33 protein-coding genes, 1 tRNA gene and 1 pseudogene are annotated in these 25,236 nt (G+C 60.4%); 11 read left to right on the top strand and 24 right to left on the bottom strand.

The window, feature by feature from the left end:
- The first annotated feature begins 4 nt into the window (after positions 1 to 4).
- Genes WJU18_RS09870 through WJU18_RS09885 form a run of 4 tightly spaced genes read left to right on the top strand, consistent with a single transcriptional unit; the run spans position 5 to position 4,133 of the window.
- Positions 5 to 1,144, top strand: a complete 1,140-nt coding sequence (locus WJU18_RS09870) for an acyl-CoA dehydrogenase family protein (RefSeq protein WP_423459903.1) — start codon at positions 5 to 7, stop codon at positions 1,142 to 1,144.
- Positions 1,141 to 2,040, top strand: coding sequence for an acyl-CoA dehydrogenase family protein (locus WJU18_RS09875; RefSeq protein ID WP_423459904.1), 900 nt, complete (start codon positions 1,141 to 1,143; stop codon positions 2,038 to 2,040). Before WJU18_RS09870 ends, WJU18_RS09875 begins: the two co-directional genes overlap by 4 nt.
- A 19-nt stretch (positions 2,041 to 2,059) precedes the next feature.
- The gene (locus tag WJU18_RS09880; protein WP_423459905.1) at positions 2,060 to 3,289 is read left to right on the top strand and encodes a CaiB/BaiF CoA transferase family protein; all 1,230 of its coding nucleotides are present in this window, start codon (positions 2,060 to 2,062) and stop codon (positions 3,287 to 3,289) included.
- A gap of 19 nt (positions 3,290 to 3,308) precedes the next feature.
- Positions 3,309 to 4,133, top strand: coding sequence for an enoyl-CoA hydratase/isomerase family protein (locus WJU18_RS09885; protein ID WP_423459906.1), 825 nt, complete (start codon positions 3,309 to 3,311; stop codon positions 4,131 to 4,133).
- On the opposite strand, the gene WJU18_RS09890 is transcribed toward WJU18_RS09885, so the two are convergent.
- Positions 4,130 to 5,335, bottom strand: coding sequence for a midcut-by-XrtH protein (locus WJU18_RS09890; protein WP_423459907.1), 1,206 nt, complete (start codon positions 5,333 to 5,335; stop codon positions 4,130 to 4,132). The two genes, WJU18_RS09885 and WJU18_RS09890, sit on opposite strands and share 4 nt — an antisense overlap.
- A 269-nt stretch (positions 5,336 to 5,604) precedes the next feature.
- Here WJU18_RS09890 and WJU18_RS09895 point away from each other — a divergent pair, with 269 nt between their 5' ends.
- The gene (locus WJU18_RS09895) at positions 5,605 to 7,371 is read left to right on the top strand and encodes a kelch repeat-containing protein (RefSeq protein ID WP_423459908.1); all 1,767 of its coding nucleotides are present in this window, start codon (positions 5,605 to 5,607) and stop codon (positions 7,369 to 7,371) included.
- 106 nt (positions 7,372 to 7,477) lie between these two features.
- Here the strand turns inward: WJU18_RS09895 and WJU18_RS09900 are convergent, their stop codons facing one another.
- Entirely contained in the window at positions 7,478 to 9,490 is a 2,013-nt protein-coding gene (locus tag WJU18_RS09900) for a TonB-dependent copper receptor (protein WP_423459909.1), read from the bottom strand.
- A 471-nt stretch (positions 9,491 to 9,961) separates the two neighbouring features.
- Between WJU18_RS09900 and WJU18_RS09905 the strand changes: the two genes are divergently transcribed.
- Positions 9,962 to 10,741: an IPTL-CTERM sorting domain-containing protein gene (locus WJU18_RS09905; RefSeq protein WP_423459910.1), complete on the top strand. Its 780-nt coding sequence runs from the start codon at positions 9,962 to 9,964 to the stop codon at positions 10,739 to 10,741.
- Positions 10,742 to 10,798: 57 nt separating this feature from the next.
- Here WJU18_RS09905 and WJU18_RS09910 read toward each other — a convergent pair whose 3' ends face one another.
- On the bottom strand, positions 10,799 to 11,779 hold the full coding sequence (locus WJU18_RS09910; RefSeq protein WP_423459911.1) for a Bug family tripartite tricarboxylate transporter substrate binding protein: 981 nt from the start codon (positions 11,777 to 11,779) through the stop codon (positions 10,799 to 10,801).
- A 569-nt stretch (positions 11,780 to 12,348) separates the two neighbouring features.
- On the opposite strand from WJU18_RS09910, the gene WJU18_RS09915 reads away from it, so the two are divergent.
- The 3 genes from WJU18_RS09915 to WJU18_RS09925 are packed head-to-tail and all read left to right on the top strand — an operon-like array spanning position 12,349 to position 13,397.
- Positions 12,349 to 12,582, top strand: coding sequence for a hypothetical protein (locus WJU18_RS09915; RefSeq protein WP_423459912.1), 234 nt, complete (start codon positions 12,349 to 12,351; stop codon positions 12,580 to 12,582).
- A gap of 23 nt (positions 12,583 to 12,605) precedes the next feature.
- Entirely contained in the window at positions 12,606 to 12,821 is a 216-nt protein-coding gene (locus tag WJU18_RS09920) for a helix-turn-helix domain-containing protein (protein ID WP_423459913.1), read from the top strand.
- Positions 12,822 to 13,397, top strand: a complete 576-nt coding sequence (locus WJU18_RS09925) for a PIN domain-containing protein (RefSeq protein WP_423459914.1) — start codon at positions 12,822 to 12,824, stop codon at positions 13,395 to 13,397.
- An 80-nt stretch (positions 13,398 to 13,477) separates the two neighbouring features.
- Here WJU18_RS09925 and WJU18_RS09930 read toward each other — a convergent pair whose 3' ends face one another.
- The 4 genes from WJU18_RS09930 to WJU18_RS09945 all read right to left on the bottom strand — a co-directional run bounded on the left by WJU18_RS09930 (position 13,478) and on the right by WJU18_RS09945 (position 15,358).
- Positions 13,478 to 14,101, bottom strand: a complete 624-nt coding sequence (locus tag WJU18_RS09930) for a BRCT domain-containing protein (RefSeq protein WP_423459915.1) — start codon at positions 14,099 to 14,101, stop codon at positions 13,478 to 13,480.
- A complete protein-coding gene (locus WJU18_RS09935; protein ID WP_423459916.1) occupies positions 14,098 to 14,475 on the bottom strand; it encodes a hypothetical protein in 378 nt (125 codons plus the stop codon). Before WJU18_RS09935 ends, WJU18_RS09930 begins: the two co-directional genes overlap by 4 nt.
- A gap of 348 nt (positions 14,476 to 14,823) precedes the next feature.
- Complete coding sequence (locus WJU18_RS09940; RefSeq protein ID WP_423459917.1) at positions 14,824 to 15,129, bottom strand: outer membrane protein assembly factor BamE; 306 nt, start codon at positions 15,127 to 15,129, stop codon at positions 14,824 to 14,826.
- Between the two features lie 154 nt (positions 15,130 to 15,283).
- Positions 15,284 to 15,358 (bottom strand) — tRNA-Arg (locus tag WJU18_RS09945).
- Between the two features lie 113 nt (positions 15,359 to 15,471).
- Between WJU18_RS09945 and WJU18_RS09950 the strand changes: the two genes are divergently transcribed.
- Positions 15,472 to 16,068 (top strand): hypothetical protein, encoded by a 597-nt coding sequence (locus WJU18_RS09950; RefSeq protein WP_423459918.1) that lies wholly within the window; start codon positions 15,472 to 15,474, stop codon positions 16,066 to 16,068.
- A gap of 20 nt (positions 16,069 to 16,088) precedes the next feature.
- Positions 16,089 to 16,406 (top strand): annotated as a pseudogene (locus WJU18_RS09955) (tyrosine-type recombinase/integrase); the annotation flags it as partial.
- A gap of 52 nt (positions 16,407 to 16,458) precedes the next feature.
- Here WJU18_RS09955 and WJU18_RS09960 read toward each other — a convergent pair.
- The 17 genes from WJU18_RS09960 to WJU18_RS10040 all read right to left on the bottom strand — a co-directional run bounded on the left by WJU18_RS09960 (position 16,459) and on the right by WJU18_RS10040 (position 25,230).
- Positions 16,459 to 16,734, bottom strand: a complete 276-nt coding sequence (locus WJU18_RS09960) for a hypothetical protein (protein ID WP_423459919.1) — start codon at positions 16,732 to 16,734, stop codon at positions 16,459 to 16,461.
- Positions 16,731 to 16,910 carry a hypothetical protein gene (locus tag WJU18_RS09965; protein ID WP_423459920.1) on the bottom strand — a complete coding sequence of 60 codons (180 nt, stop codon included), beginning with the start codon at positions 16,908 to 16,910 and terminating at the stop codon, positions 16,731 to 16,733. Before WJU18_RS09965 ends, WJU18_RS09960 begins: the two co-directional genes overlap by 4 nt.
- A complete protein-coding gene (locus tag WJU18_RS09970) occupies positions 16,903 to 17,211 on the bottom strand; it encodes a hypothetical protein (protein ID WP_423459921.1) in 309 nt (102 codons plus the stop codon). Before WJU18_RS09970 ends, WJU18_RS09965 begins: the two co-directional genes overlap by 8 nt.
- On the bottom strand, positions 17,208 to 18,203 hold the full coding sequence (locus WJU18_RS09975) for a hypothetical protein (protein WP_423459922.1): 996 nt from the start codon (positions 18,201 to 18,203) through the stop codon (positions 17,208 to 17,210). The genes WJU18_RS09970 and WJU18_RS09975 overlap by 4 nt, the downstream gene beginning before the upstream one ends.
- Positions 18,197 to 18,484, bottom strand: a complete 288-nt coding sequence (locus WJU18_RS09980; RefSeq protein WP_423459923.1) for a hypothetical protein — start codon at positions 18,482 to 18,484, stop codon at positions 18,197 to 18,199. The genes WJU18_RS09975 and WJU18_RS09980 overlap by 7 nt, the downstream gene beginning before the upstream one ends.
- A complete protein-coding gene (locus WJU18_RS09985; protein WP_423459924.1) occupies positions 18,484 to 18,918 on the bottom strand; it encodes a hypothetical protein in 435 nt (144 codons plus the stop codon). Before WJU18_RS09985 ends, WJU18_RS09980 begins: the two co-directional genes overlap by 1 nt.
- A complete protein-coding gene (locus tag WJU18_RS09990; protein ID WP_423459925.1) occupies positions 18,908 to 19,042 on the bottom strand; it encodes a hypothetical protein in 135 nt (44 codons plus the stop codon). The genes WJU18_RS09985 and WJU18_RS09990 overlap by 11 nt, the downstream gene beginning before the upstream one ends.
- Positions 19,043 to 19,046: 4 nt before the next feature.
- Positions 19,047 to 19,382: a hypothetical protein gene (locus WJU18_RS09995; protein WP_423459926.1), complete on the bottom strand. Its 336-nt coding sequence runs from the start codon at positions 19,380 to 19,382 to the stop codon at positions 19,047 to 19,049.
- Positions 19,383 to 19,385: 3 nt separating this feature from the next.
- Positions 19,386 to 20,021, bottom strand: coding sequence for a hypothetical protein (locus WJU18_RS10000; protein ID WP_423459927.1), 636 nt, complete (start codon positions 20,019 to 20,021; stop codon positions 19,386 to 19,388).
- 363 nt (positions 20,022 to 20,384) lie between these two features.
- Entirely contained in the window at positions 20,385 to 20,555 is a 171-nt protein-coding gene (locus WJU18_RS10005; protein ID WP_423459928.1) for a hypothetical protein, read from the bottom strand.
- Positions 20,548 to 20,829 (bottom strand): hypothetical protein, encoded by a 282-nt coding sequence (locus WJU18_RS10010; RefSeq protein WP_423459929.1) that lies wholly within the window; start codon positions 20,827 to 20,829, stop codon positions 20,548 to 20,550. Before WJU18_RS10010 ends, WJU18_RS10005 begins: the two co-directional genes overlap by 8 nt.
- Positions 20,830 to 21,058: 229 nt before the next feature.
- On the bottom strand, positions 21,059 to 21,481 hold the full coding sequence (locus WJU18_RS10015) for a Lar family restriction alleviation protein (protein ID WP_423459930.1): 423 nt from the start codon (positions 21,479 to 21,481) through the stop codon (positions 21,059 to 21,061).
- On the bottom strand, positions 21,478 to 21,654 hold the full coding sequence (locus WJU18_RS10020; RefSeq protein WP_423459931.1) for a hypothetical protein: 177 nt from the start codon (positions 21,652 to 21,654) through the stop codon (positions 21,478 to 21,480). The genes WJU18_RS10015 and WJU18_RS10020 overlap by 4 nt, the downstream gene beginning before the upstream one ends.
- Positions 21,651 to 21,875 carry a hypothetical protein gene (locus tag WJU18_RS10025; protein WP_423459932.1) on the bottom strand — a complete coding sequence of 75 codons (225 nt, stop codon included), beginning with the start codon at positions 21,873 to 21,875 and terminating at the stop codon, positions 21,651 to 21,653. The genes WJU18_RS10020 and WJU18_RS10025 overlap by 4 nt, the downstream gene beginning before the upstream one ends.
- On the bottom strand, positions 21,872 to 22,858 hold the full coding sequence (locus WJU18_RS10030) for a phage Gp37/Gp68 family protein (protein ID WP_423459933.1): 987 nt from the start codon (positions 22,856 to 22,858) through the stop codon (positions 21,872 to 21,874). The genes WJU18_RS10025 and WJU18_RS10030 overlap by 4 nt, the downstream gene beginning before the upstream one ends.
- Positions 22,858 to 23,172: a KTSC domain-containing protein gene (locus tag WJU18_RS10035; RefSeq protein WP_423459934.1), complete on the bottom strand. Its 315-nt coding sequence runs from the start codon at positions 23,170 to 23,172 to the stop codon at positions 22,858 to 22,860. The genes WJU18_RS10030 and WJU18_RS10035 overlap by 1 nt, the downstream gene beginning before the upstream one ends.
- A 27-nt stretch (positions 23,173 to 23,199) precedes the next feature.
- A complete protein-coding gene (locus WJU18_RS10040; protein WP_423459935.1) occupies positions 23,200 to 25,230 on the bottom strand; it encodes a YqaJ viral recombinase family protein in 2,031 nt (676 codons plus the stop codon).
- Between the last annotated feature and the right edge of the window lie 6 nt (positions 25,231 to 25,236).

Here is a 25,236-nt window from a genome sequence, read left to right on the forward strand (position 1 = left end):
TTTCATGGTCTTCGGAGCAGGCCGCATTGCGCCAGCGTGTGCGCGATCTGCTGGCTCGCGAACTACCCCTGATTGGGACAGCATCAGCCGGCATGGCCCAGGCAGCCCCGGGCAGACGGCGTTCTCGCTCGATTTTTGCCCCAAGTTGGCCCGCGAAGGCTTGCTGGTGCCGCATTGGCCCGTGGAGCATGGCGGTAGCGGCGCACCGCCTTGGCATCATTTCATTATTGGCGAGGAGCTTTGGGCTGCGGGTGAGCCGCGCGGATCCCAGTACATGAACGTCAACTTCATTGGCCAGACGATCATGAAGTTCGGCTCCCGCGAGCAGCAACAGCGCTTCCTGTCACCGATGGCGGCGGGCCGGGCGATCTGGTGCCAGGGTTTTTCCGAGCCGTCGGCCGGATCGGACCTTGCAGCCTTGCGCACACGTGCCGAGCGCCGAGGTGATGGCTATGTGATCAACGGCTCCAAGATCTGGACCTCGTATGCCGGCCTGGCGCAGCATTGCTTCTTGCTCGCTCGAACCGGCGGTGTGGGCCGCCAGGGCATCTGCATTTTTCTCGTGCCCATGGATACGCCCGGCATCACTGTGCGTGCCATCCCCTCGCTGATTGGGGAAGGTGATATCCACGAGGTCTTCTTCGACGATGTGCGGGTACCGGATGCTGCGCGGTTGGGCGAGGAAGGGCAGGCTTGGCCCATCATTGGCTGGGCGTTGTCGCACGAGCGCGTGGGCATCGCGCGCTATGCCTTTTCCCGCCGTGTGCTCGACGGCATGGTGAAGCGCCTGCAGAGCCACGGCCGCTTTGATGACTCGGTGGTGCAGGCACGTGCCGGCCAGGCTCTGGCCGCCTGCGAGGCGGCGCGGTTGCTGGTCTACCGTGTGATCGACCAGCGGGCACGCGGCCTGCCGCCCACCGCGGATGCCAACGTGGCGCGTACAGCGGTGATCGCCGCGGACCACCAGGTGTCTGACTTTGGGCTTTCGTTTTTGCCGGACACCTATTGCGGCCATGAATTTCCGCTGCATCTGTCGCACCATGAACGCGCGATCGCGGCCGGCATCGCCTCGGGCGCAGCCGAGATCCAACTCAATCTGGTGGCGCAGGAGTTCCTGAAGCTGCCGCGCGAGGCCCGTGCATGAATTTTGACTTCACTGATGACCAACGCCATCTGCTCGATGCCATCGAGCAGATCATCGCGCGGCACCTGGCGCGCCCGCTCGCACCAACGCGCATCGAATGCAGTGCCGAGCTTGATCGTGACCTGATGCAGGGCGGCTACTTCGAAACCGTGGTCACCGAAGGGCTGGGGCCGGTGGCCGCCGTGGCGATGGTGATGGCCTTGGCCCGCTTGCCGTTCTGCACCGAGCTTGGCGCTTCTGCGCTGCTGGCGCCGCGTTGGGGGCTACCCCGGGTCTGTGCGGTGCTCGAGGGCGGGCGGGACTTGCCCGCGCGCTTTCTGGCACAAGCCGCATGCGCCGTCGCGATCGAGGCTGATGGCGTGTTCGCCGCTCACCTCGCACCAGGCGATGCACGTGAGATCGAGAGTCCATGGGCTTATCCGATGGGTGTGCTGGCCGCGCCCGAGACGCTGGATTGGCAGCGGCTGGATGCCGAACCCGCCGAATGCCTGGATCTGTGGCGGGTGGCCATCGCGGCGGAGATCGCGGGTTGCTTGTCGGCTTCACTGGCCAGCGTGGTACAGCACGTGAGCGACCGGCGCCAGTTCGGACGGCCACTGGGCAGTTTTCAGGGGGTGCAGCACCGTTTGGCCCACAACGCGGTGACGGTCGAGGGCGTGCGGTGGATGACGTTGGCGGCGGCTTCGGGCAACGTGCCGGCTGCGATGGCTGCAGGCCAGGCACAGCAAGCGGTTCGCCAGGTCGCCTACGACCTCCACCAGTTCATGGGCGCGATGGGGCTCACGCTGGAGCATCCGTTGCATCGATGGACGTATCGTGCCAAGCGCTTGCAGTCGGAGCTGGGCGCTTGCGAGCATCAATTCCAACTCGCCGCACAGCAGATCTGGTGCGCTTGACTTCAGGAAGGATCAGATCTTGAAACGCTTGCCTCTTACCGGCATCCAGGTCCTCGACCTCAGCCGGATCCTCGCGGCGCCCCTGGCGGCGCAGTCGCTGGGTGACCTTGGTGCTGAAGTCATCAAGGTGGAACGTCCTGGCCGTGGCGACGAAGCGCGCCGCTGGGGCCCTCCTTTTCTCAAGGATCGCGAAGGTGGCGACACGCGCGAATCTCCCATGTATCTTTCGGCCAACCGCAACAAGCGCTCGGTGACCATCGATTTTGCGCGCCCTGAAGGGCAGGACCTGGTGCGCCGCCTGGTCGAGAAAAGCGACGTGCTGATCGAGAACTACAAGGTGGGTGACCTGGAGCGCTATGGGCTCGATTACGAGTCTTTGCGGCGCGTGAATCCCCGGTTAATTTATTGCTCTGTCACGGGGTTCGGACAAAGTGGGCCCAGCAGCAAGCAGCCCGGTTACGACACCGTGTTCCAGGCCATGAGCGGCTTGATGGCCGTCACAGGCTTGCCCGATGGCGAGCCGGGAGGCGGTCCGATGAAGACGGGCCCCAGCCTGGCGGATTTCATGGCTGGCCAGTTTGCGACGGCGGGTGTGCTGGCGGCGCTGTACGAACGCGATACCCATTCGGGGGAGGGCGCCCACATCGACATCGCCCTGCTCGACAGCACCATCGCCGCCCAATCGCACTATGTGGCCACCTACCTCGCCACCCACAACGTGCCGCCACGCCGCGGCACTGAGGGCAACGGTGGCCTGCCATCCCAGGCGTTCGCTTGCCGCGACCGCAGCATCATCGTGATCTGCGGCAGCGAGAGCCAGTACCGAGATTTCTGCGAGGTACTGGGCCACCCTGAACTGGCCTCGGATTCGCGCTTCGCCACCAACAGCGACCGCTTGCGCCACCGCCGCGAGCTCGCGGCCACCTTCGGTGCGATCACCGAGCAATGGCCCTCGACTGATTTGCTGGCGGCATTGAAATCGGCGGGCATTCCGAGCGGGCCCGTCAACACCTATCCGGAAGTGTTCGCGGACCCACAGGTGCGGCACCGCGGACTCACGATCACGGCCGAGCACGCGCAGGCAGGACCTACGAATTTCTACGGCAGTCCCATACGCTTTGCCGGCGTGGCCGATCGTGCCCCGATGGCGCCGCCGGTACTGGGGCAGCACACGCAGGAGGTGTTGCGCGAGGTGCTGGGTCTCGACCACGCTGCGGCGGCTGCACTGCATGCGAATGGCGTGGTCTGAACCTTGGAGGGAGCTGTATATGCCGAGTCCGGAGACCTTGATACTGACCGAGCACGAGGGGGTGGTCCGCGTCACTTTGAACCGCCCTGCGGTCATGAATGCGATCAGCCGCCAGATGGCGGATGAGTTCGCGGATACGCTCCTGGCGCTTCAACCGCGCAAGGACGTCCGCGTACTCGTGTTGCATGGTGCTGGCGGCAACTTCTGCGCGGGCGGCGACGTCAAGGGGATGCATAAGGCTGGGCCCCGCGGCGTTGGCGAAGCCCGCGAGGGCATGGCGCGCTACCTTCGCATGACCAAAGCCTTGCGAGATTTCGACCGGCCGGTGATCGCCGCTGCGGATGGCGTGGCCTTCGGGGCGGGCTTCAGCCTGCTGTTGCTGGCGGATATGGTCCTGCTTGGAGAGCGGGCGCGGCTTTCCATGGTGTTCGGCCGGGTGGGGCTGATTCCCGACTGCGGCGCGCTCTACACCTTGCCTCGAGTGGTGGGTGTGCAGCGGGCCAAGGAGATCGTCTTTTCCGCGCGTGAGCTGCATGCGGCGGAAGCGCACGCGCTGGGCCTTGCCATGGAAGTGCTTCCGAGCGATGCCTTACTGGATCGGGCCACCGCGATCGCCGCTTCACTGTGCCATGCATCACCCTTGGCACTGGCTTCGGCCAAAGGCATCCTCGATCAATCGTTGAACTGCACCTTGGATGATTTGCTGGAACAGGAGGTGGATGCGCAGGCGATGGCCTTGGCCAGTGACTACCACCGTGAAGCCGTGAACCGGTTCACAGCCAGAAAGCCGCCCCTGTTCGCATGGCCTGGATCTGTGGCGATGCCTGACCCGTCTGGTTTCTAGCAACCCCATCCCTGAAGTTTGGCGGCCAGCGTGTTTCCGAGATCAGCCGTGCAGTTGACGATCACGTTGGTCACGTTGGCGCCATTCATGACGCCCGAGCCATTCGAAACCGTGCAGGTTTGCCCTGCAGGCTGCTGCAGCACGGTCACGTTGTAAGGGCTTCCTTCGGCAACAGGCGTGGAGAAGGTAAATGAAGAATCGCCACTGCACTGAGCCAGGTTGTCGGCGCCGTTGTTTTGCAGCACCAGGCTTTCACCTGCAGCCAAGCCTGAGATGATGCCGCCCACCGTGTACGTACTGACGGGCGCTTGCTCCACGGTGACGGCGGCTGTGACCGTGTTGGTGTTGTCACCCGCAATCGTGATGTCCGTGGATGCTTGCGCCGTGAGGCTTGCCAGTGTGATCGTGCATGATGCGCCCGGCGCGAGCGAGGCGGAGCAGGTGGTGCTCTGCACGAGGAGACTGCTGCCACCAGGAATGGTGACGTTCACATTCTGGGCAGTCAGCAATGAGGCGGGATCGGACGTGACCGTGAGGATGCCGGTGCTGGTGGCTTCAAAGCTCAGGCTTTGGGGCAAGACGCTGATCGCGGCCACGCCTTGCGCGCACATGGCAGCGACATCCACCACGCAACTCGCGTTCTTCTCAAGCTGTAAATCTACCGTGCAGACAGGCACCCCTTCGGGCAGAGGTGTCGTTGGCAGGCTTCCCGGAGGGCCCGCGGGAAAGCAGACGGCGGGGCTCTCGGGGGATGTGATCTCGGCAATACGGAGCTTGTTGCTGCTCGCATTAGTGAACTGCACTGGCGCGAAATCCGTGGGTGTTCCTTCTGAAGGGGAGGGCAGGATGGGAATAGCCATCGTTTCCCCTTGAGCCTGGGTGAATGAAAGCATCCAGGGTGCCAGTGCCGCACGCACCGATGGGTTGTAGCTTGCCACCATCACCCCTGATGCCAATACCACCAATCCACAGAAGAACCGCGCCGCACGTTGGGCGCGGCCTGAGCGGATTGCCCACGACCCGGCGGCGGCCAGCAGGCTGACCAGCAGCGCCAGCATCCAGAACCCCCGGTGGGCACGGAAGCCACTGTGGCGGGATCGGCCATGGGCACGGTGGTGATGGTTTGGCCCGATGCCGGTGTTGCTGCGATCAAGGCCGCTGAGCCCCAGGCCAGCATGGCGGCCAGCCGAGAGGGTGGGCACGGCCTGGATCTGATCAGGGCAGTATTTTGAGCCTCAGTATTCTCAGTATTATTTGTAGGCATTTGGTTTTCCTGTATTCCCGCAGATTGTGCCCAATGATTTCTGGAGGAGGCAAGAGGGCTTTTCCTCCTGAGCCTCTGTCGCCTTGTAGCCCTAAAGGGTGACATACAAGGCCCGGGAAGTCCTGTAATTTGCGCGGCAAGGTGGGGAGGTTCTGAGCGCGTTCGAAGGCAGACAGACCCTGATTCACAATCTTTGGAGGAGGTCTCATGAAGCGGATTTTTCGAGTGGCAGGCGTAGGGTTGTCCGCATTGCTGTGGCAGGCCGCCGCATCCGCTGCGCCAGGCTGGAATGCCGAGGCGCCCATGGTTGCCGCCAGGGGCCAGCACGCGGCCGCCTTGATGGACGATGGCTCGGTGGGCGTCTTCGGGGGAGTCAGCTCCCTGGGGTTTGTGACTGGCAGTGAGCGCTATTCCTCGGGAGCCTGGACCTCGATCGGCGACGCCGGCATCACCGGGAACGTGACAGAGGCGGTCACGCTTGGAACGGGACATGTGCTGGTGCGAACCGACGGAAGCCTGAGTGCGCGTTTGTACGACCCTGTGGCCAATGCCTGGTTGGCGGGCGGGATGCAGACGGTGGCGCGCCAGCTTTCTTCCATGACCCTGCTGCCCGATGGCAGGGTGCTGGTTGCGGGAGGGAACGGCCTCAGTTCAGCAGAGCTGTATGACCCGCAAACTCGCACCTGGGCACCCACCGCCAGCATGTCGGCCGTTCGCTATGCCCACGGTGCCATCCTGCTGCCCGACGGCCGTGTCCTGGTGGCTGGGGGACGCGATGCTGTTGGCCCGGTGCCGAGCGCGGAAATCTATGATCCCGCTTCCGCGACCTGGACTTCGATAGCCCCTCCGCTGATCGCCCGCGAGTTTGCCAGCATGGCCCTGCTGCCCGACGGCAGACCGTTGATGGCAGGTGGTACTGATGCCGGTGGCGCGACCACCGCCGGGGAAATTTATGATGTCCAGGCCAACACATGGACCGCCACGGGAAATCTGAGCGATCCCCATGCGGGCGCCATGGGATCGCCGCTGGGCTACGGTACGGTGCTTTCCTCTGGCCTGGTACTGGTGGCTGGCGGGTCCGATGATGCGAGAGTGCCATCGCCTTCGGCGGAGCTCTATGACTTCACGACCGGTACCTGGTCGAGCGCTGGCTCCATGGGGGTGGGGCGTGCGTTCGGGACGGCCAATCTGCTGCCCAACGGAGACGTGCTGTTCGCAGGCGGGTTCGCCTCTGATCCCTCGACGATCTTCTACGCCAACACGGAGCTCTACACCCCCGCCGTGCCTCCGGGGCCCGTGCCCGTTGTCGATGCATTGCCGCTTTTGCAGCGGGCCAGTTCGGCGCTGACGCTCACTGGGGCTGGTTTCTCGGGCGGCTCGGGCCTCAGCCTACCCACGCTTCAACTCCAGCGCGTGGAAAATGGCGCGATCACTGTCCTGACGCCGTCAAGCTACAGCCAGACCAGCTTTACCTCGCCGGTGCTGGGCCTGATGCCAGCGGGCCTGTACATGGCGCGAGTGGTCGTCGATGGGGTTCCATCCGGGGGTCGTCTGATCCGGTTCACTGACCCCGTTGGTACGCCCAGTGGAACACCAGGCAATGCCCAGGCGGTGATCAGCTGGACCGCCCCCGTCAACACGGGCGGCAATCCGCCGGATGGTTATCTGGTGACGTCCAGCCCTGGCAATCAGACTTGCACCGTGGACGCGCCCGCCACAAGCTGTACGGTCACCGGGTTGGAGAACGGTACACCCTACCTCTTTACTGTGCAAGCGCAGCACCCCAACGGCCTGGGACCCTCGGCCTCCACCGCTACGGCGATCACGCCAACAGGCGGGGGCGCCGCGCCGCGCACCGTGCCGGTGCCTGGGTTGACGCCTGCGGGAATTGCGCTGACGGCATTGATCGCTGCCGCCATGGCTGGGTGGGCACGTAGAAACAAGCGAAATGGCCGGCACGACTCTGCTTGTTGATTCGGCATTTTTGAACTTGAAATCCCGTTCGGGCTGAGCTTGCCGAAGCCTTGCGCCGCGCTTCGACAAGCTCAGCGTGACCGGTTTCAGGTTGGCTCATACCGGTTCAATAAAACCGCATGTCGGCCCTCAGCCAGACGGTGCGCCCTGGTTCGTTGATGCGTGTCTGGCCGGGAAAGCCGAAGCCGGCGTTCCCGGCCAGATTCAGGTGCTCCGCGTAGGTCTTGTTGAAGACGTTGTCCACGCCAGCCAGCAGCTTGAATTTTGCATGAAGGCGGTAGCTCGCATGGAGGGAAAGTACCCCAAAGCCACTGCTCGCACCAAAATCCTTGCCTACGGCATTGCCTTGTCCCACGGCATACCGGCGCTGCGCCGACACCACACGCCAAAGACCGCCCGCGCTCCAGGGACCTTCGGCATAGTCGAGGCCTACCCGTAACTCAGAGGGCGGTATTTGCGGCAGCGGCCGGCCATCGGTGCGGTTTCTTGACCATGTGCCTGCGACGGTCGCCTGTGCCTTCCAGGAGGACGCCAACTGGCACTGACCGCCAAGTTCGAATCCGATGGTGACGGCATCCACATTGCGGACAGCTGAGCGGGGTCCTGCATGGTCGAAAAGAATGTAGTCCTTGACCACGCCTGCATAACCTGAGGCCCAGAGCTGCCAGCCTTCGCCCGTCCAGTGAGCGCCCAGATCCAGCTGCGTGGTTTTTTCCGGCTTGAGCGTGATGAAGGCATTGCCTCTGCCGCTGGCGCTGTTGCCCGGTGGGATCAGTTCCCAGTAATCCGGAAAGCGCTGAACATGGCCCAGTCCGGCGTAGACCGTGGCGCCGTTTTCGCGCTGTTGCTCCCACCGGATGAACGCGCTGGGCAAGGCGCTGCGGCTTCGGTGATCGCTCGCTCCAGTGGGGTAGCGCCGGGCCTTGGCATGATCCAGGCGCAAGCCGCCGACCCAGCGGGTGCGCTGCGTGGCTTGCCAGCTGGCTTCGCCGAACCAGCCCAGATCGGAGAGCTTGGCTTCGGCAATCCAGGGGCGCTCCTGGTAGGGGGATGCAAGGGTGCCGCCGCGCCAATCGAGCGGGCTGCGCTGGGCGTCGAAGCCGGTGATCAGTTGCCAGCTTGCTTTCGGTTGCAGGGTGGCTGCCAGGCGGCCGCCTGTGGTGGTCCGCTGCACATTGCTGGCCCTGAGCATGGCCATGCCGCCGCTTGGCGTGAATGGGCGCAAGCTGTAGTTGTCCATCACATGATCGATGTGGTTGGCATAGGCCTGCGCTTCCAGCTTGGTGAGCCAAGCATTGATGTTTTTCTTTTCGAAGCGCACGCCCCAGCTCTCGCGGCGGAACCGTGCGCCATCCATGCTGCGGCTCGCATAGCGCGCATGGCCGTTGCCCATGCCCGCGCTCAGCTCGAGCAGCGTGCGGGTGTCCGGTGTGAAGCCCAGCGCGAGATCGGCATTCCATTTTTTCCAGCCCGAGTGAATGCGCTGGCTACTGCCGTCCTTGTAGTCCTGCGCTTGGGAGTGGTTGGTGGTGCCGCGTAGGTACATCCGAGAGTTGCCGGCTTCCAGCTCTGCCGTCTGATCGTGGCGGCCTCCGGTGGCACCCAGCAGGCTGGCGGAAAAGTGCACACCAGGCTCTACGAACGCAGGTGGCAGGCGATCGAAGCGCACCACGCCTGCGGAGGCGCCTGGCCCCCAGATCACGGTCTGCGGCCCTTTGATCACGGTGAGCAGGTCATAGGTGTCAGGCGAGATATAGGAGCTTGGCGCATCCATGCGCGAGCCGCACGCGCCGAGTAATGTGGAACCGTTGGTCAGGATCGGCAGGCGCGAGCCAAACTGGCCGCGAAACACCGGATCGCTGTTCGCACCGCCACTGCGAATAGCCGAAAAACCCGGAACGGTCTTGAGATAGTCCGCGGCGTCACTGGCCGGAATCGGCTGGCGCGGCTGCCTGGGATCAGTGACTACTTGCACAGGCGAGCGGGCGTGGACGGAGGTGACGACAACCTCACTTAAATCACTCGCTTCACTGGCGTCTTGGTTGGCCATGGCTAAGAGGGGTAGCGTGACCATGAAGCTTACACAGGCAACGGCAAGGGCGGGCCCTGAAATCCTCATCTGATTTGGAAAAAGGGCTGGATTCTAGCAATTTAATAAAATAGTTCTAAATTCTGAGGAGATATTTTTTAATCGTGCAGACCAGATGTGAGCGCTGCCGCGCAGGGCATACGAGGCGCTTACAGGGGAATGGGTGCTTCCTTTCGATCTGTCCGGCCTGAGCTTCAGCGGATGGAGCGGCGCTTAAAGTAAGTTACCGAAGCGCCAAATAGTTCACAAAATGAAATTTAAAAGCAAAGATGTTTGAATTTTTGCAAACATTAGAGGGTTTGTAAAAGAATCTAATTTGGAAGTGGGCGTTAAGACGTTAGAGTAAGCACTGGTTCGTTCGTCAACAATTTCGCGTGGGGTTCTTTAGGCGAAAGCGCGTTGGCTTGTGCGAGTCTGCAGTGCGAGCTTCAAGAGGGGCCGGTCTTTTTTGCCGGTGGAGACGGATTGACGCATTCACATCTACCCACTAGGAGCAGAACGATGCGAAAGAAGATCCTGACCGCCATGGCGGTTCTGGCCATGATGATGCCGATTTCGTCCATGGCCGCCTTGCTGACAGGTACTGTCACCTGGACCGGACATCAACTCTATTCGTTCACATCGAATAACCTGCAATATTCCGATGGAACACCCTACAGCCCTGATTTGCCTGTGCTGCTGATCTGCCTTGATCATGGAACAGATGCGCCGTTCGACCTTACGCAGGTTAGCTACGACAGCGGAGCCGGGTCTGGTGCTCTCAAGGGCGGCTCGGGCACGGCGGGGATTGCCTTGGCTCATTGGCTGCTCGATCAGTTCTATTTGACTTATTACAAGAATGGAACTGAGCCGCAGCGGCGGGCGATGCAATATGCGATTTGGGAAATCGGAAACGACTACAACGGTACCGCCGCCAGCATCAACGCCTACGCAGGCAGTTCAACGCCAGGGAAGATGGAGACCGACACGACGTATGACCCTGTATTCAGAAATGGTGCAGAAGGTCCACTCATCACGGCTTACCAGGCCCTGTACGCGGCGATGAAGGCCGCGGTGCCCACTCTTCCGAGGACCTACCGCTCCACCACCTATACCCTGGATTTTTTCAAGAGCAATGACGAGGGGTATCAAAACATGCTGACCCTTATTGAAAAGGCGCCACCGCCCGTCGTCGTGCCACCAGCTGTCACAGCGGTACCTACCTTGGGGCAGTGGACCCTGATTCTGCTGTCCGGGCTGTCTGCCGCATTCGCTTTCCTGAAGCTGCGCCGCCGCGCATAAGCCGTCGATGCGCGCCGCCGTCTGGTGGCTGTCCCGCTGCGGGCGCAGCGGGTTCAATTATTTTTTCGGTATGCCCGCCGCACTGATCAGTTGGCCATACCGTGCAATCTCGGACGAGACAAAGCTGCGCAGTTGAGCCGGGCTCGTCACCATCGCCGAGGCGCCCATCTTTTGAATGTAGTCCTTGCCTTGCGGGCTCGCGAGAATCTTGTTCACCTCGGCATTCAAACGGTTCACGATGGCCGGGTCGGTTTTCGCAGGCGCAAACAACGCCACAAAACTCACGAGTGCCACGCTGGGATAGCCTGCTTCAGTCATGGTGGGAATATTGGGCAGTAGCGGCACCCGTGTCGCATCGCTCACGCCCAACGCCTTGATCTGGCCACCGTTGATGAAGCCCGCTGCGGCGAACGGGTCAGAGAACGAAACATCTATCTGCCCCCCCACCAGGTCCGTCATGACTTGCGGCATGCCGCGGTAGGGCGCGATGGTCAACTCAAGCCCTCCTGCCGCCTTCAGCAACTCCCCGGCAACCCGGCTTGACGTATTGCCGGTGCCGAAAGACAAAGGCTTGCTTGCCGCGCTCCGCTCCTTGGACAATTTGATGAAGCCGGCCACATCGCTGGCCGGAAAATCCTTGCGCACCACCAGCATCTGAGGGATCTTCATGATACCGGCTACAGGCTCGAAATCCTTCTCGGGATCGTAGGGGAGCGTGTTGTACAGCGCGGGGTTGGTGCCGTGCGCGGAATTGGTGCTCACCATCAGTGTGTAGCCATCGGGCGGCGCGGCCTTGACCGCTTGCGCGGCGATGATGCCATCGGCACCGGCCCGGTTTTCGACCACCAATGTTTGGCCGAGGCTCTTGCGCAACTCGTCCGCAAGAAAGCGCGATACGCCGTCAGTGGCGCTGCCTGCGGGGAATGGCAAGACCAACTTGATCGGCCGATCGGGATAGCTCTGAGCCAAGGCCAGCGAGGCGCTGAAGAGCAGGGTGAAGGCGGCCATGAGGGGCCTTAACAGACGCACGACGGTCACGGATGTCTCCAGTTATTGGAATGGGAGGAGTGCAGTGCGTATGGGGAACGTGTTTCGATGCACTCCGAACGCGCCGAGTCTATGAGCGGCGTTTATCTGCCGTCCATTCGCTTTTTCGGGATGCGGAGTCGCTGATTCCTGAAGATGTAGCGGCTGGCGAGTGCTACTCAGGATTCACGAAAAGCAAGAAAATTAACGGGGCAGACAGCCCGAGGCCAGCGATCCAGCGCTGAATGCGTCCACCAGACCCTGGTCGCTCAAGGGTCTGCAGGAGGTGGGCCATGGCCGCTACCGGTTTGGGTTGGCAGCCATGGCGCCAAGCGCACTCCGCCGCCCGCTGAAAGCCTTACGCTACGAAATCGAGGGAGTGAAGGACAGAGCAGGCATCATGGTGCAAGCCGGAGGCGGCGTAGCGGCCTTGCTTGAGAGGCGACTGGTATGGGTCAGTTCACGCAAGCGCGGCCGCGAGCCAAAATGATCTACTTATTGCGCTTATTGCGTTTATTTCGAATGCGTGCTAAATTTGCGTTGCAAGGCAATTGATGCTTGCTATCACTAGGAGTACCGATATGAAGGCGCATGATGTGCTGGATCAACCAAGTGTTGCAGAAGCTGAAATGGCTCGCGTTGCGCACAATTGTTTGGTTGCTGCGCTTGATCACTCGAATGCCGAGGTCATTAAGGTAACGATTGAAGGGGGGGAACGGTTGAAAATCATCCTGCCCCAGTTCTGGAGCTTCCACCTAGAGCACTTCGATTCTTTGCCGACGTGTTGCGGCAAATGGGAAAGCGCGAGCCGTTAGTTTTAATTCCGCAACGACATGAAATGTCAACGCAAGATGCGGCCAATTTTTTGAATATATCAAGGCCATTCTTGATTAAGTTAGTCGAAGCTGGTGAGATACCGTGCAGACTCGTTGGAACGCATCGACGAATAGAGTTTTCTGAAATTAAGAAATATAGCGAGCGTCAAAGAAAGCAGTCGGAAGACGCAATGCAAGAGCTTGCAGACCTATCCGGAGAACTTAAGTTGGAGCTATGAGTGGCGGGTTCAGCGCGTTACACAGTAATCTTGGACGCAAATGTCCTTTATCCTTCGTTGCTCAGGGATACACTGATGTCTTTGGCTACCGCTGGTCTCTATCATGCGCGCTGGACCAATCAAATTCACGAGGAGTGGACTAGGAATCTCGCAAAAAATCGACCCGATATCGCGCATAAACTTGCAGACGTCGTAAGGGTTATGAATCGAGCTGTTCCGGATTGTTTGGTAGAAAACTATGAGGGATTGGTCCCATCAATAGTCTTACCAGACCAAGATGACCGACATGTGGTGGCTGCAGCCATTGCGGGTCATGCGGATGCAATTGTGAGCTTCAATGTTGATGATTTCCCACTTGCCGAGTTAGCCAAGTACAACATTGAAATCCAGCATCCGGATACTTTTTTGCTTAATCAGATTCATCTGCACAAAATTGGTTGTCTGAGTGCGATTAAGCGAATGAGAGAGCGATGGAAAAATCCAGAATTCTCAGCGATAAAATTGGTGGAGATATTAGATGCACATGGTCTACCATTTTCCGCAGATGAGCTAAAAGAAGCAGTAGATCTGATCTGATTTTTTATCTCCTACTACCTCAACCTGCAGGGCTTTTCGCGCTCAAATAGCGCCTGTGCTTATGGGGGGCCGGGAGGAGGCTATAGGCACTCAGCAGCCGCTAACCAACCGCGTTCAGGAATGATTGCCAATCCATGGCCTTTTCCCTTTAGCTCCATGGCCTGCATAATCTTTCTTCCATAGGACTGCGTCACCCAATCTGGCGACACATGAGTCCCTACGACAAGGTAACTTACCTTTTTGGATATCGTGGACAAAGGTAGCCCGCCCATTTTTTCCGTCAACCGTTCGCACGCCGCTCGGGTGCCATAAAGGAATTCACCGGTATGACAAACCCCGCACGCTCGGAGGTCTACAGCGAGTCCATTGTCAAATGGAAGTGCGGCGACATCCGGAGTGGTTGCACCAGACTCCGAAAAATCTGAACCCACTAGCCCCTGAAGCGTTACTAATAGATGTGTTCGCTCGTCGGCATCCAATATTCCGTCTGCCAGGGAGTCGTCAATTAGCTTTGCGATGGCTGAGCCTGGCCATGTTGACGCAACCTCGGCATTCTCCGCGAGCCATGTTCTGAGCATGCTCACCTCCATGTCGTGAAGGTGGCCATCGGCAACAATTCCAGTAACGATTCCCTCTAGCACTTGGTAGGCGCGGGTGCGCTTTCGTGTGTCAAGAGTACGTTTGATAGATGGATTCTCGGTCATGGTGTGTCCTCAGCACTGGCGAGTTTTCTCCAATCGGCGGTGAATCTCACCCTGACCCCATGTTTTGAGCACATAAGAACTGACTCTTCTGACAGGTTGACCCTCAGGTCATCCCCCCTGAGTCCCTGCCACATCGCTACGTATTGCAATGCGCCCAGCTTTTCTTGCAGTTTGATCTTGCGCTCAACTCCACCGGCGAAAGCCAGGATTGGCAATTCATTTGCCGTCGCAGCGGCAGCTAGATCCGGGCGCTGACTGCTTAACTCCCGACCTGCTAGCCAGGCGCTCACCATTCCGCCATCAGGCCCATTCACTCGTTTTTCGAAATTCGCCTCTGCCGTTGGTGGCGAAGATGCGCTGCACTCAACCAACATTTCCCTATCTCCTGCAAGAAACATTGTCTTACATCATAGCCGCGCCATGTCACAGATAGGTCAGTGAAATCCAGGGGTTGATCGTCGCGATGAAGATATAGCAATCCTGGTTTTCTGCCTGGATTGAATAAAATCAAAGACTTAGGCGGAACAAATGCAAATACGGGGATACTCCGCATTTGAAGACTCGCCGCGGCGGAGGTGGCGCACCTGGTCGCTTCCCAAGTTAGCCGCCTCGTTTGCCCAGTGGTTCAGCGACGACTTGGGGTGTGGCAACCTGCAGATCGACGCTCTTATCCCCGACGGCGCACCGAAAAGGGCACCACTCTGGCCTTACCTTCGATTCAGTTATCGGTTGCCGCTGTTCTCGGTGCTTTGCTCTCCGTAGCGAACCACTTTGCCGTCTCGGAAGGTGACTTGATAGTTTTGTGGCTCCCAGGAGACGACGTGCGACATACGCCTATAAACCAGGTATTCCTCGCGCTTGTCGCTGTCTGCGTGAACGGTGGTGGGCGTGCCCAGGGTTTCAATCACCTGCGGGCGTGTCATACCGATCGAGAGTTTGTTGAGATCGGCTGCGGTGCCATACATCATGGCCTGGCAGCCGACCAGCAGCGAAGCAGAAGCAATGACCGAGGCGGTTGTCAGTCGCATGATCAGATTGGAACGGAGCGTTCGGCGGGTCGTAGGCTTGAGAGAAAGAGCTGAGTGCTACCGAGTCGCTACGTATAGCACCCTCAGTTTGTCCCACTCATGTCCCATCTACCCAGTGAGCACCATGTAAGTTCTTGGGAACGAAGAGCTTTTCTGGTACCACCGACAGGAATCGAACCTGTATCTAGCGCTTAGGAGGCGCTCGTTCTATCCATTGAACTACGGCGGCCGGGTGCGGCATTGTATCCGGGTTTCCTCTGAAGAGGATCATTGGGAATCACCCAAAATCACCATGTATCATTTGGCAGCTACTACACGATTACTACACGTAGTAATTGACCTATGGCTGCATTTCTTCAGATCAAAGACCGGTGGCGCGTTCAGGTGCGCCGCAAAGGCCATCCATCTTACAACGGCACATTCGCCACAAAGGCGGAGGCCGAACGCTGGGCACGATCTGTCGAGGCGCAACTCGACGCGGGAAAGCGGCCAGAAGCGCGAAACCTGATCGGGAACGCTTACCGGGTTCGTGATGTGATTTCAGACTATCGGCGCCTACGGGCAAACTCACGACCGGTGGCTGATGACAGCAACGAGCACTACCAGCTCAAACGCCTTGCAGCCCATATGGGTGAAAAGGACTCACTCACGCTTGCGACGGAAGACCTGATTGAGTTCTGCCGGGAGCGTGCTGAGGACGGGGCCGGGCCGTACACCATCAACATGGATATCGGCAAACTGGGAACAGTCTTGCGTTTGGTGTTCGGCGTCAAGCACCTGGCCATACCGGACATCGTTGCTCAATCCAGGCCGGCCCTGAACCACCTCGGGCTGATCGGCGGGGAGGGAGGCGCGAGCGCCGTCCGAACGATGATGAGCTTTCAGGCGTTCTGGCGTGGCTGGCCAGGGAGCGTGGCAAGGTCTATGCCGATGCGGTGAAGTTTGCTGTGACGACGGCAATGCGCCGCGCCGAGGTATGCCGAATCGTCTGGGAAGACGTGGACGAGAAGCGGAAACTCGTCATGATTCGGCAGCGGAAGCACCCGCGGCAGAAGAAGGCCAACGATGAGCAGATCCCATTGCTGCATGGCGCCTGGGAGCTGATTCAAGAGCAGGCTACCCGGGAGGGTCGCATCTTCCCCATACACCCTCAGACGATCAGCAAATACTTCCGAGAGGCATGCCAAGCTCTCTCCATCCCTGACCTGCAACTGCGGGATATGCGCCACGAAGGTGTCTCCAGGCTCTTTGAATACGGCTACCAGATCCCGGAAGTGGCCCTTGTGAGCGGCCATAAGAAGTGGGAGACGATGAAGCGTTACACGCAGCTCAAGCCGGAAGACCTGCACCTTGGGCCTGCTGGTGGTTCTGGCGCGCCTGCTTCCGCAAAGAGTCCAGATGGGCCGCCACGTCGCGGAAGTCGGCAAAACGCCGCTTCCCCTCGTGATAAGTCGGGATCGGGAAAGTCCCGGCGCTGATCTGATTCAGGATGCCACCACGGGTCTGGCCAAGCAACTCGGCCAGTTGATCGGTGTCCAGGCGGGCGCCGTATTTCTCGAAGACCACCATCTGGGAGACGAGCGAGGGGGCTTCTTGATCGTTCATAGCTGCTTTCCTTCCTTGACCTGCTGCGCCAGCCAAGCCGCTAAATCCTTCTGATGTCGGGCGCGCTGTAAAGTCTCCAGCCGCTCCACCCTGCGTTTGAGCGAGGCGCAGTCACACTGCGCCTCGAAGAGTTCATCTCTTAGGCGGGGCAGGTCTTCTTCGTTGTCATTAAGCATGCTTGCCTCCTTCCTTGGCCTGGGCGCGCAATCGGCGGATCAGCGAATCGCGCGCCGCGATATTGAGGCGGTCGTTTTCGCGCTCTCGACGGTGTTCAGCCTGCTCGGCCTGCACATGATCGAAGATCCGCTGCGCCGCCTCCATCGGGTCATCGACCGTCAAGCCAGGATGCAGGCCCGCCAGTAGATCAAGGGCGGCCTGAAGCTTTCCAGCCTTCGTCTTCGGCGTCCAGCTACATGGCTCTTCGCACATTGATTGGCAGGGCTCATTGCCCACCGGGCAGTAGTCAGGGCGGCTCACGATCCACTCTCCTTGGTCTGGACGATGGCGGCGTCAATAGCGGCGTCCGCTTCAGCATGATCGGCGGTCAGTAATCCAGTCCCGTCAATCACCATGGAAAAAAACTCAGCCTGACTACGACACCAGCGGTATCGCGCCGCATCCTCCGCATCCCCCTGTGCTGGCACTCCGGTGGGTTGGGTGGCACTGCCATCCACTTCGCGGCAGTGCACGAGATTCGACTCCATATTCTCCAGGGCCGTTTTCGGGTCGCTGATGCCATCGACGATGTTCCGCAGCCACTGCAGCCCATTGATCGCCATGTCGGCCCACTCGTTTGCACGGTGGCGCATCGCTTCCAAGTCCGGCCCCGCTACAGCAGGCGCTGCCGGTGCTGCTGGCGCGCTCGCCATGTCTTCGTATAGGCCCAGTTCCTGAGAGATGTTCACCAGCTCCTGCAAGGCGGCCTCGGGTGCTGGCGCGCTCGGGGCGGCGGTGATCAAGGCCGCCATATCCCGCTCTTGGTATGCAGTAGTGCCAGCACCGTACCTCTTCACTATTTCGATGCACGCCCGAATCGCATCGTTTCTCCATTGCACCACGGTAGGGTGACGTGGCCCAACGATGGAATCCAGCACTTTCAGGATTCGGGCCGGGTACTCCTCCAGAGGAACATCCTGGTTATCGGCGGCGGCGAGGTCTTCGTATACCGCTTCCGAGAACTTCTCCCGCCACCCCTCCGGCACCGATTGCGCTGCCTGGGCACGCAAGCATTCGACCTCCTTCTTCGATTTCATGTACAGCTCTTGCAGAGCATCTGCGTCATTGCGCACGCTCATGAACTTCTCGAACGTTGTTTCCCCGTTTTCCAGGTACGCTGACCATTCATCAGCCTGGGCACGGGAGGCTGCATCAATGAACTGTGCGGCGCTCTTGAAGAAGATGTTGCCGTCACCATGGACGATTCCGCCTGCAGCGCGGATCAGGCTTGTGGTGTCAGATTTGTTCACCATAGGTCCTCCGAATAGAGTTCGTCTCCGGCGTAATCGCTGGAAGAGACGCGGCGCCGGGGCGTGCCCTGGCCGCATATATGGGCGTGGTGGTAGGCGGCTCGCCGGTTAAGGAATACGCCGTCATCAGTGAGGAAGCCTTGCTCCTCTGCTTCATACGTCCACCCAGGGCGCTCACCTGGTCCGTATAGGCCCGAGATCTGACGCAGGATGTCCGCATGCCGCGCGGGACGTGACATCGTGATAATGGCGCCGTTGATCTTGACGGCTGCTGCGACGATCATCAGAATTTCTCCGATCGTTTGAGGATGTCTCGTACAGCGGCGGCCCTGAACTCTGGGTGCAGCGCTGTTGGCGCGCCGCTTAGCCGCCCCTTTACGCTGGGGCCGTATTTTGGGTGAGCAAGACATTTCGTACGTGCGGCGATGTCGTCCCGCACAGCGGCGAAGATCCGCTCCCACGCCTCCGGGCTGAGCTTCCACATCAGGTAGTCGTCTCGGTGGTAGAGCGTGGTCCACCACCCGTTGTGTACATGCTCCATCGTGAAAGCCGCCTCGCGCTTTTCTGAATGCGCGAAGCCGACATAGGGGTAGGCGAGAGGCCACCCACCGCAATCGTCGATGTGGGCGAAGAAATCGGCATCTTTGAGGCCGGCGTAGGCATGGCGGAGGCCTTTGTGGGTTACCTTCGCTGGCTTGGTTGAGGGATCATTGGTCATTTGGAATCTCCTTGGGAGCGCTCTTGGCCCAGCGGTATGCCCCCGCGATGCCGAAGGCCAGAATGATTAAAAGGAACACCGCCCATTCCATGAGCCAGCGCGTTTCTTCGGCGTTGCATGTCATGGGCTCACTCCTTTGGAGCCAGCAGGTCTGCTTTCGCATCACTGCGCTTTTCCAGAATGTTCATGATGTTGTTGACGAGCTCAACGCCGTGCCATGGGCCACCAGGGCAGCCATCTCCGAGCCATTCAGTCAAGGCCAGTAGTTCGTCCTTGATCGGCAGGGCGATCCGGTCTTGGGCTTTGGCTGCGAACACCGCCAGGCGCTGCAATTCGAACTGGCGCGAAGCGATGGATTCGATCCATGCGTCGCTGACCCACTGTTCATCGTTCAGTGACACTGCTTCTGAGGGCGCACCCATGGTGCTCAGGTCGGCTAGCTTGAGGTTACTCTGCATTGCCATGGCTCACTCCTTTGGAGCGGGAGGAAGGGGCCGCGCCTTGAGCGTGAACATAAAGGTGCCGTTCTTGTATGACCGATAGCTATCCAGGCTCATGTCTGCTGGCAGCATCATTCGGCACAACTCGTTCCACCACTCGACGCGCCAGTTCGCGCCGTTCTTCGGCTCGCGCAGATCGTCGGCGGTCAATGGCACTTCAGGCTGCACAGGCGCAGATTCGGCAGCGGACTTGAGCGAAACACCCTCGCTGCACGATCCAACTGAGTCCTCCGCGCACGACCGGCAGTATTCAAGGTGCTGTGCATAGTCCTTCCAGGCGGAGGTGCCGTGCTGCTGCACTGGCTCTGCCTTGGCTGCCTTGGGAGCAGCTGCGAGCAGAGCGCCGAAATCGTCGGAGGTGTCCATGTCCTGCTGCCGCCAGCCGTGATCCATCAGGAATTCGCCCATGGTCTCCTGCACGCGCTCTGCAAGCTCAATGGGCACCATCACCTTTCCTGCTGGCGGCTGTGCTGCGGTGGATAGTGCATCTGCTGCTTGCTGCATGAGCGGGATCAGATCGCTCAGTGGGTACGACTTGCTGCGTACCGATGAGCATGCGTCCCGAAGACGTTGAGCAAGGGTGGCATTGGTATTGGTGTTCATTCGAAATCCCCGTCGTCCAATGTGTATGGCTGGGAGTTTTTGACGGAATAAAATCTCGGCGCAGGACACTCGGATAGCCACTGCTCTAAGAGGGCTTGCAGCTTCTCCGCCTGTTCTTTCGTGCATTCCGGGTAGTCTTCGGCGTATTCGCCGCCGATGTCGTAGGCACGCTCCCCAATCCGCTCGATAACATCATCAGCATTGACCAGTTGTCGCGTGGTCGGGGGTGTGCCTCGGCTCGGTAGACTACATCGCCGGGTTTCAAGTCAATATATGATTCCAGGAGGTCGCCAAGGGTATCGTGGTCGAAATCCGCGCCGTTAGTGGACCAGCATTCATGTGGGGCGGCATTGGTATTGGTGTTCATGATTGGAGCTCCTTTGCTATCGCTTCTTTGGCGCGCTTCCCGCCGTCCAGCGCCAGTTCCTTCATCAGTGCCAACATGGTTTGGCTGCTTTGGTGCAGGCAAGCCTTCTGCATCTGTTTTGCCATTTCGGCGTACCAGTTCAAGGCTTCTTTCAGAGGATCAGCCATTGGTGCTCTCTCCCTTGGTGGACGCCAGGAATCTATCCACCGTGGCGCGCAGCGTCGTGCCGGTGCGCTCGGCCTCTTCCTCGAAGCTGCTCACGATGGACTCGGTGAGTTGGCGGCTCGGTTGCTGGAAGAGCCAGCCGCGAGCCCAGGCGCAGCGTGCCCACATAGGCCAGCGCTGCTGCTCGTGTCGGTTGTGGTTCATCGGTAAACCCAGCGAGTACGCCCGCCGCCCCCTGGCTTCGAACCAAGCTTTGCCGGCTAGCGGTGTTCGCATGTCGGCTCTCCCTTGGTTGATGGAGGCATGTCAGCCCTTGCCGCGTTGAGGCTGTTTGGATGCACGCCAGCCTGAAATGCCGGGCAGGCCAAATAGAGGCTGTGGCGGTTGTCATCGCGTGCCGTTTTTGGGTGTTGGCAGTCTCCGTACCAGACGCCATAGCCGGAGGCGGATTGACCCTTGAAGACCGTATCCACCCAATGTTTGCAGTGTTCACATCGCTGGGCCATTACTCGGCTCCCTTGGTTGATGGAGGGAGGGGCGGCAGTTCGGACCAGCGAGTGAAGTTCTGGGGCCAAGTCCTAACTACCCAGTCCTGGACGACTCGGCGCACACCTTCTCCCGGATAGTTGGAATCTGCTGCATATGTTTTCTTCCAGATCGCGACAACATGTCGTGCGCGCTCTCGTTGCTCCGGCAAACGCTCATCAACGCTGATCCAGCCAGACTGAGGAGCGCGACGGTTCCACAGCGCTACCGCCTTGCTTTCATCATCGGCGCACAATTGACAACCGCAAGCTTTACAGCCGACGTGAACAGGGCCGACCCATTGCCCACCACTGCCGCGCTCGTCAGGCTCAATGAATATTTCCGCGCCTGCGCAAAAAGGGCAGGGCTTCAGGGCATAGTCTTGGGGTGTGGGGGTGGTCATGTGACGCGCTCCCAGATCTCGTCGAGCGTCGCGGCCTGCTTGTCAGTGAGTGGGCGGCCGCCAGCAAGCTGGTGGGAGAGGCTGTCAATGAAGCCCCGCTCCCAGTCGGTCAGCTTCGATTCCCGTTTGATGCAGTCCTCTACCATCAGGATATGGTCTTCATGGGTGCTCATTGGCGACTCCATCGGATGCAGGCTGCCGCGACACAGCGGCCAGAGGTATAGCCGTCAGCGGCCACGGTGAAATTCACCCGGCTCCCGCAACGGGGACAGGCGATGTGACCCGAGACAGGCGCCTCTGGCTTGTAGGTGGGTGGCTTGCAATGCACCTTGCGCACGGCCGCCACGGCGCGCGCGGTGGGGCCGGAGAGGGCGGCAAAGGCGGCTGTAGTCACGCCGGCACCTCGTCCCATGTGCGGCCGTCCAGCAGGCGGCCAGCGGCCTTCTTGCCGACTTGCTCAAGGATGCAGCGGGCCCCAAAACTGGTGAAGGCTCTAGGGTAGTGGCCGGTCCTGACGAACCGCTCGCGATCATCCTTGTAGTCGCCAAATGCAAACGTCCCAGGAACCTCGCTTTGATATCTCCTTGATGGAGCCCATTCACCCCATTGCTTAAAGAAGAATGGAACGCCAGCAGAGACACATTGGTCGCGAAGCTCTCGCGCCCACGGGATGCTCATGGGTCTCGCACCTGGGCCGCTCTCACCGCCGACGATGACCCAATCGATCGTCGCGCCACCCCACTGGTCATCCTCGGTCTCAACGTCGCATTCAAGGGCGCTGAAGTGGTGCTCGCCAGGGCCTACTTTCTGGACGAGATCTGTGAGGTCCACGGGACCCAGCAGCGGCTCCATGCTGAGGAATCGCACGCTGGCGGGTACGGATAGCAGCTTGGGGATGTCGCGGTCGGCTTCCTCCTGATTCACGATCGTGGCGCCGATCCAGACATTCGGGAGCAGCGGCAGGTGCCCGCCACGTGCAAGGAACATCATGTCAGCCGCATTGCCGATCCGCTTCGTCAGCAGCAGCCAGTCGAGATTTGGCGTGGCCTCGATGAGGGTGAACAGGTCAGCACGCCAAGTCGGATCCACGGCGTTGTCGAACACATCGGCTAGGCTGGCGCAGAACACGCGCTGACGGCGACCGTGCTGGGCGAAGAACTCCGCATGCGCAGCGTCCCATACCTTGGGCTTGTTCCAGTTGCTGGCGCTTGTACGGCGCCGCGGTGCGCCCGGGCCCCAGTTGACCGCCTGACCACCGCCGAACCGAGCATTACGCGTCTCCGCGTAGCAGTGGTCACAGCCTGGGCTCACCTTCTGGCAGCCTTCCCACGGGTTGAACGTGTGATCTGTCCATTCGATTTTGGAGTCCTGGGCCATCAGGCTGCCTCTTCCTGCTTCTGCAGCCCATCACCCTCCGGCGCTGGCGGCCGGAACTTCTCAAACCCAAGCGGCCTGATGTGCTGCTCGAAGAAGGCGCCTTTGGACTCCGCATCCATGAAAGCCTGATGGGTTTCCGGCAAAACACCTGGGTAGTGGTACTCAGCATCGCCGCGGAGGAATCGCACGGCCAGGGTGTTGGTGTCGGCGCAAAACCCTATGCAAGCGATCTGATGGCTCTCCACCTGGGCCATGGGGATGGCGACATAGGGCTTCTCGGAGAAGGCTTGAGGGGTGGGGAATTTCTTGTTCATGGCTGTTCCTTTGGGGTGGTGGCGAGGTCAGGCGGTGGCGTGCTGAGAGTGCGCAGCCTTGGCTTCCAGGGCGCGGCGTGCGATCGCATCGCAGAGGGTGGGAAACTGCGACTCGTGGTACAGGACCGAGCCGCGTTCCTTTGCGGCCGGCTCAATACCCAATGTGCGCATTTGCTCGGCAGTCATCGACCAGCCCAAGCGGTCCGCGATGTGGCCGATGCGCAGGGTCGGTTGACCCTCGGGCGCGCCTGGTGCCGCCGCGGCCGTGCGCTGCGCGTTGCTGATCGCTTCGCGCGATACTGGAGCGGCCGTCAGATCGTCCTGAATGGCCCGGATGTCTTGCGCAAGCGGTGCGGCCAGTTCGCCTTGCTGGACGGCCTGTTCGATATCGGCCTGGGCGGACTTCTCGTTCTGCAGCAGGGCCTCGCGGCGCTTGCGCTCGGCTTCTTCCGCTTGCCACTGGGCGCGTTCTGCATCCTCGTGCGCCTGCGCCTCTTTGAGCTTCACCTGCATTTCGGCGCGCGCTTCGGCGACAGCAGCGGCTACACGTGGACGCGGATCGTCGGCAAATTTGCCTGGGCCGGATTCGAAATAACCTATAGCCTTCTGCACGTAGCCAACCCGATTGCCCTCGATGCGCCGGGCATGCCTCCATATGGCTTCAATCGTTTCGTCTTCGTCCTGCTGGGCGGCGCGAACCTTCTCTTGCTCTTCCTTGCGGATGCGCTCGCGCTCGGCTTCCAGCTTGGCTTCCTCCTTGGCTTTGTGCTCGGCAATGCGAGACTTCACCAGCGCCTCCAGGTCATCAGGCGCCTTGAGCACGATGCTGGCCGTGTCGGCGAACAGGAAAACGTGGTCGGCGGCCAGCGTGCGGAGCGTTTCCAGATTCACTTGGATCCGATCGGCGATTTCGTTGGCGGCGATCTTGGCCCGGGCCAGTTCGGTATTGATCGCATCCTTCAGGCTATCGACGGTGCGCTTGCCCTTGATGACGCCACCGAAGTCCGCCTGGACATTGGGCATGTAGTTCTTGCCAAGGCGCTTGTTCAGGCTCACAACATGGGCAGCCAAGGCGTTTTGGCCGGCGGCCACCAGTTCGCCGCGGATCTGTTCCTTGCGCAGCGCCACCAGCTTCTCACGCTGCAGGCGCGTGGTGCGTGCCAGCTCGCGGAACTCCTTTACCAGTTGGCGCATGGCGTTCACATCGGCCATCTGGGCAAGGGCGTGCTCTTCCGCCGATTCGAGCTCTTCCTCGGCACGCTTCAGGCGCTTGCAGGCCGCTTCTGTATCGGCGAATTCCTGATCGGTGCTTGGGTTCGCTGGAATGCGCACGATGAACGACTTCAGCGCCTGGCCGAATGACGGCAGGTTGGAGACGATTGCCAGTTGGCCATTCATCTGGACGCTGACGGAAGGCAGGGTTTCCTGCGGCGCAGGCACGACGGGATCAGCCTTGGGCGCATCGGGCGTGTAGTTCGCCAGATCCTCCGCAAACTGCCGCCATCCGGCGAGCAGGCGCTCGATCTTTTCAGGCGTCGTCTCGTACCAGCACGACACCGTACGCTCTGGCGTGCCATCCGAGCATGTGAACAAGCACCGGCTCGCGCCGCTCACGAGCAGCTGCTGATCCATTTGGACCGTGTAGTGATCGGCGAGTGTCTCTTTCTCGACGTCAGCTGCCAGCTTCTCGTTCCAAAGCTTGGTTTCCCATGAGAGTTCATCTGTCATGGTCAGACCATCCATGCTGGCCAGCAGACTCAAGCCGTCCACGTCTGCGGTAAGCGTGACAGGGAACAGCTCGTCTCCCACGATGGATTCGGCCAGCGGGCGGGCAGCAGACTCGGCGGCATGGCCGCGATCGAAGAGGGCCTGCTTCGCGCCGCCCACTTCCTCGGTGATGCCAGTGGCCTTCTGGCGCAGCAGATCCTGGCGGCTGGAGTATTTGCTGACGCCCATCATGGCCGGGGCTTCGGAGGCCGTGAAATAGCGTGCGCGAAGCAGCGCCCATTCAGGGGAGCCTTGCTGGACGCTGTGCGTGATGCGGTTCTGGATGTTCATGGATGG

It is taken from the genome of Ottowia sp. VDI28, assembly GCF_049532675.1.
Classification (GTDB): Bacteria; Pseudomonadota; Gammaproteobacteria; order Burkholderiales; family Burkholderiaceae_C; genus Ottowia.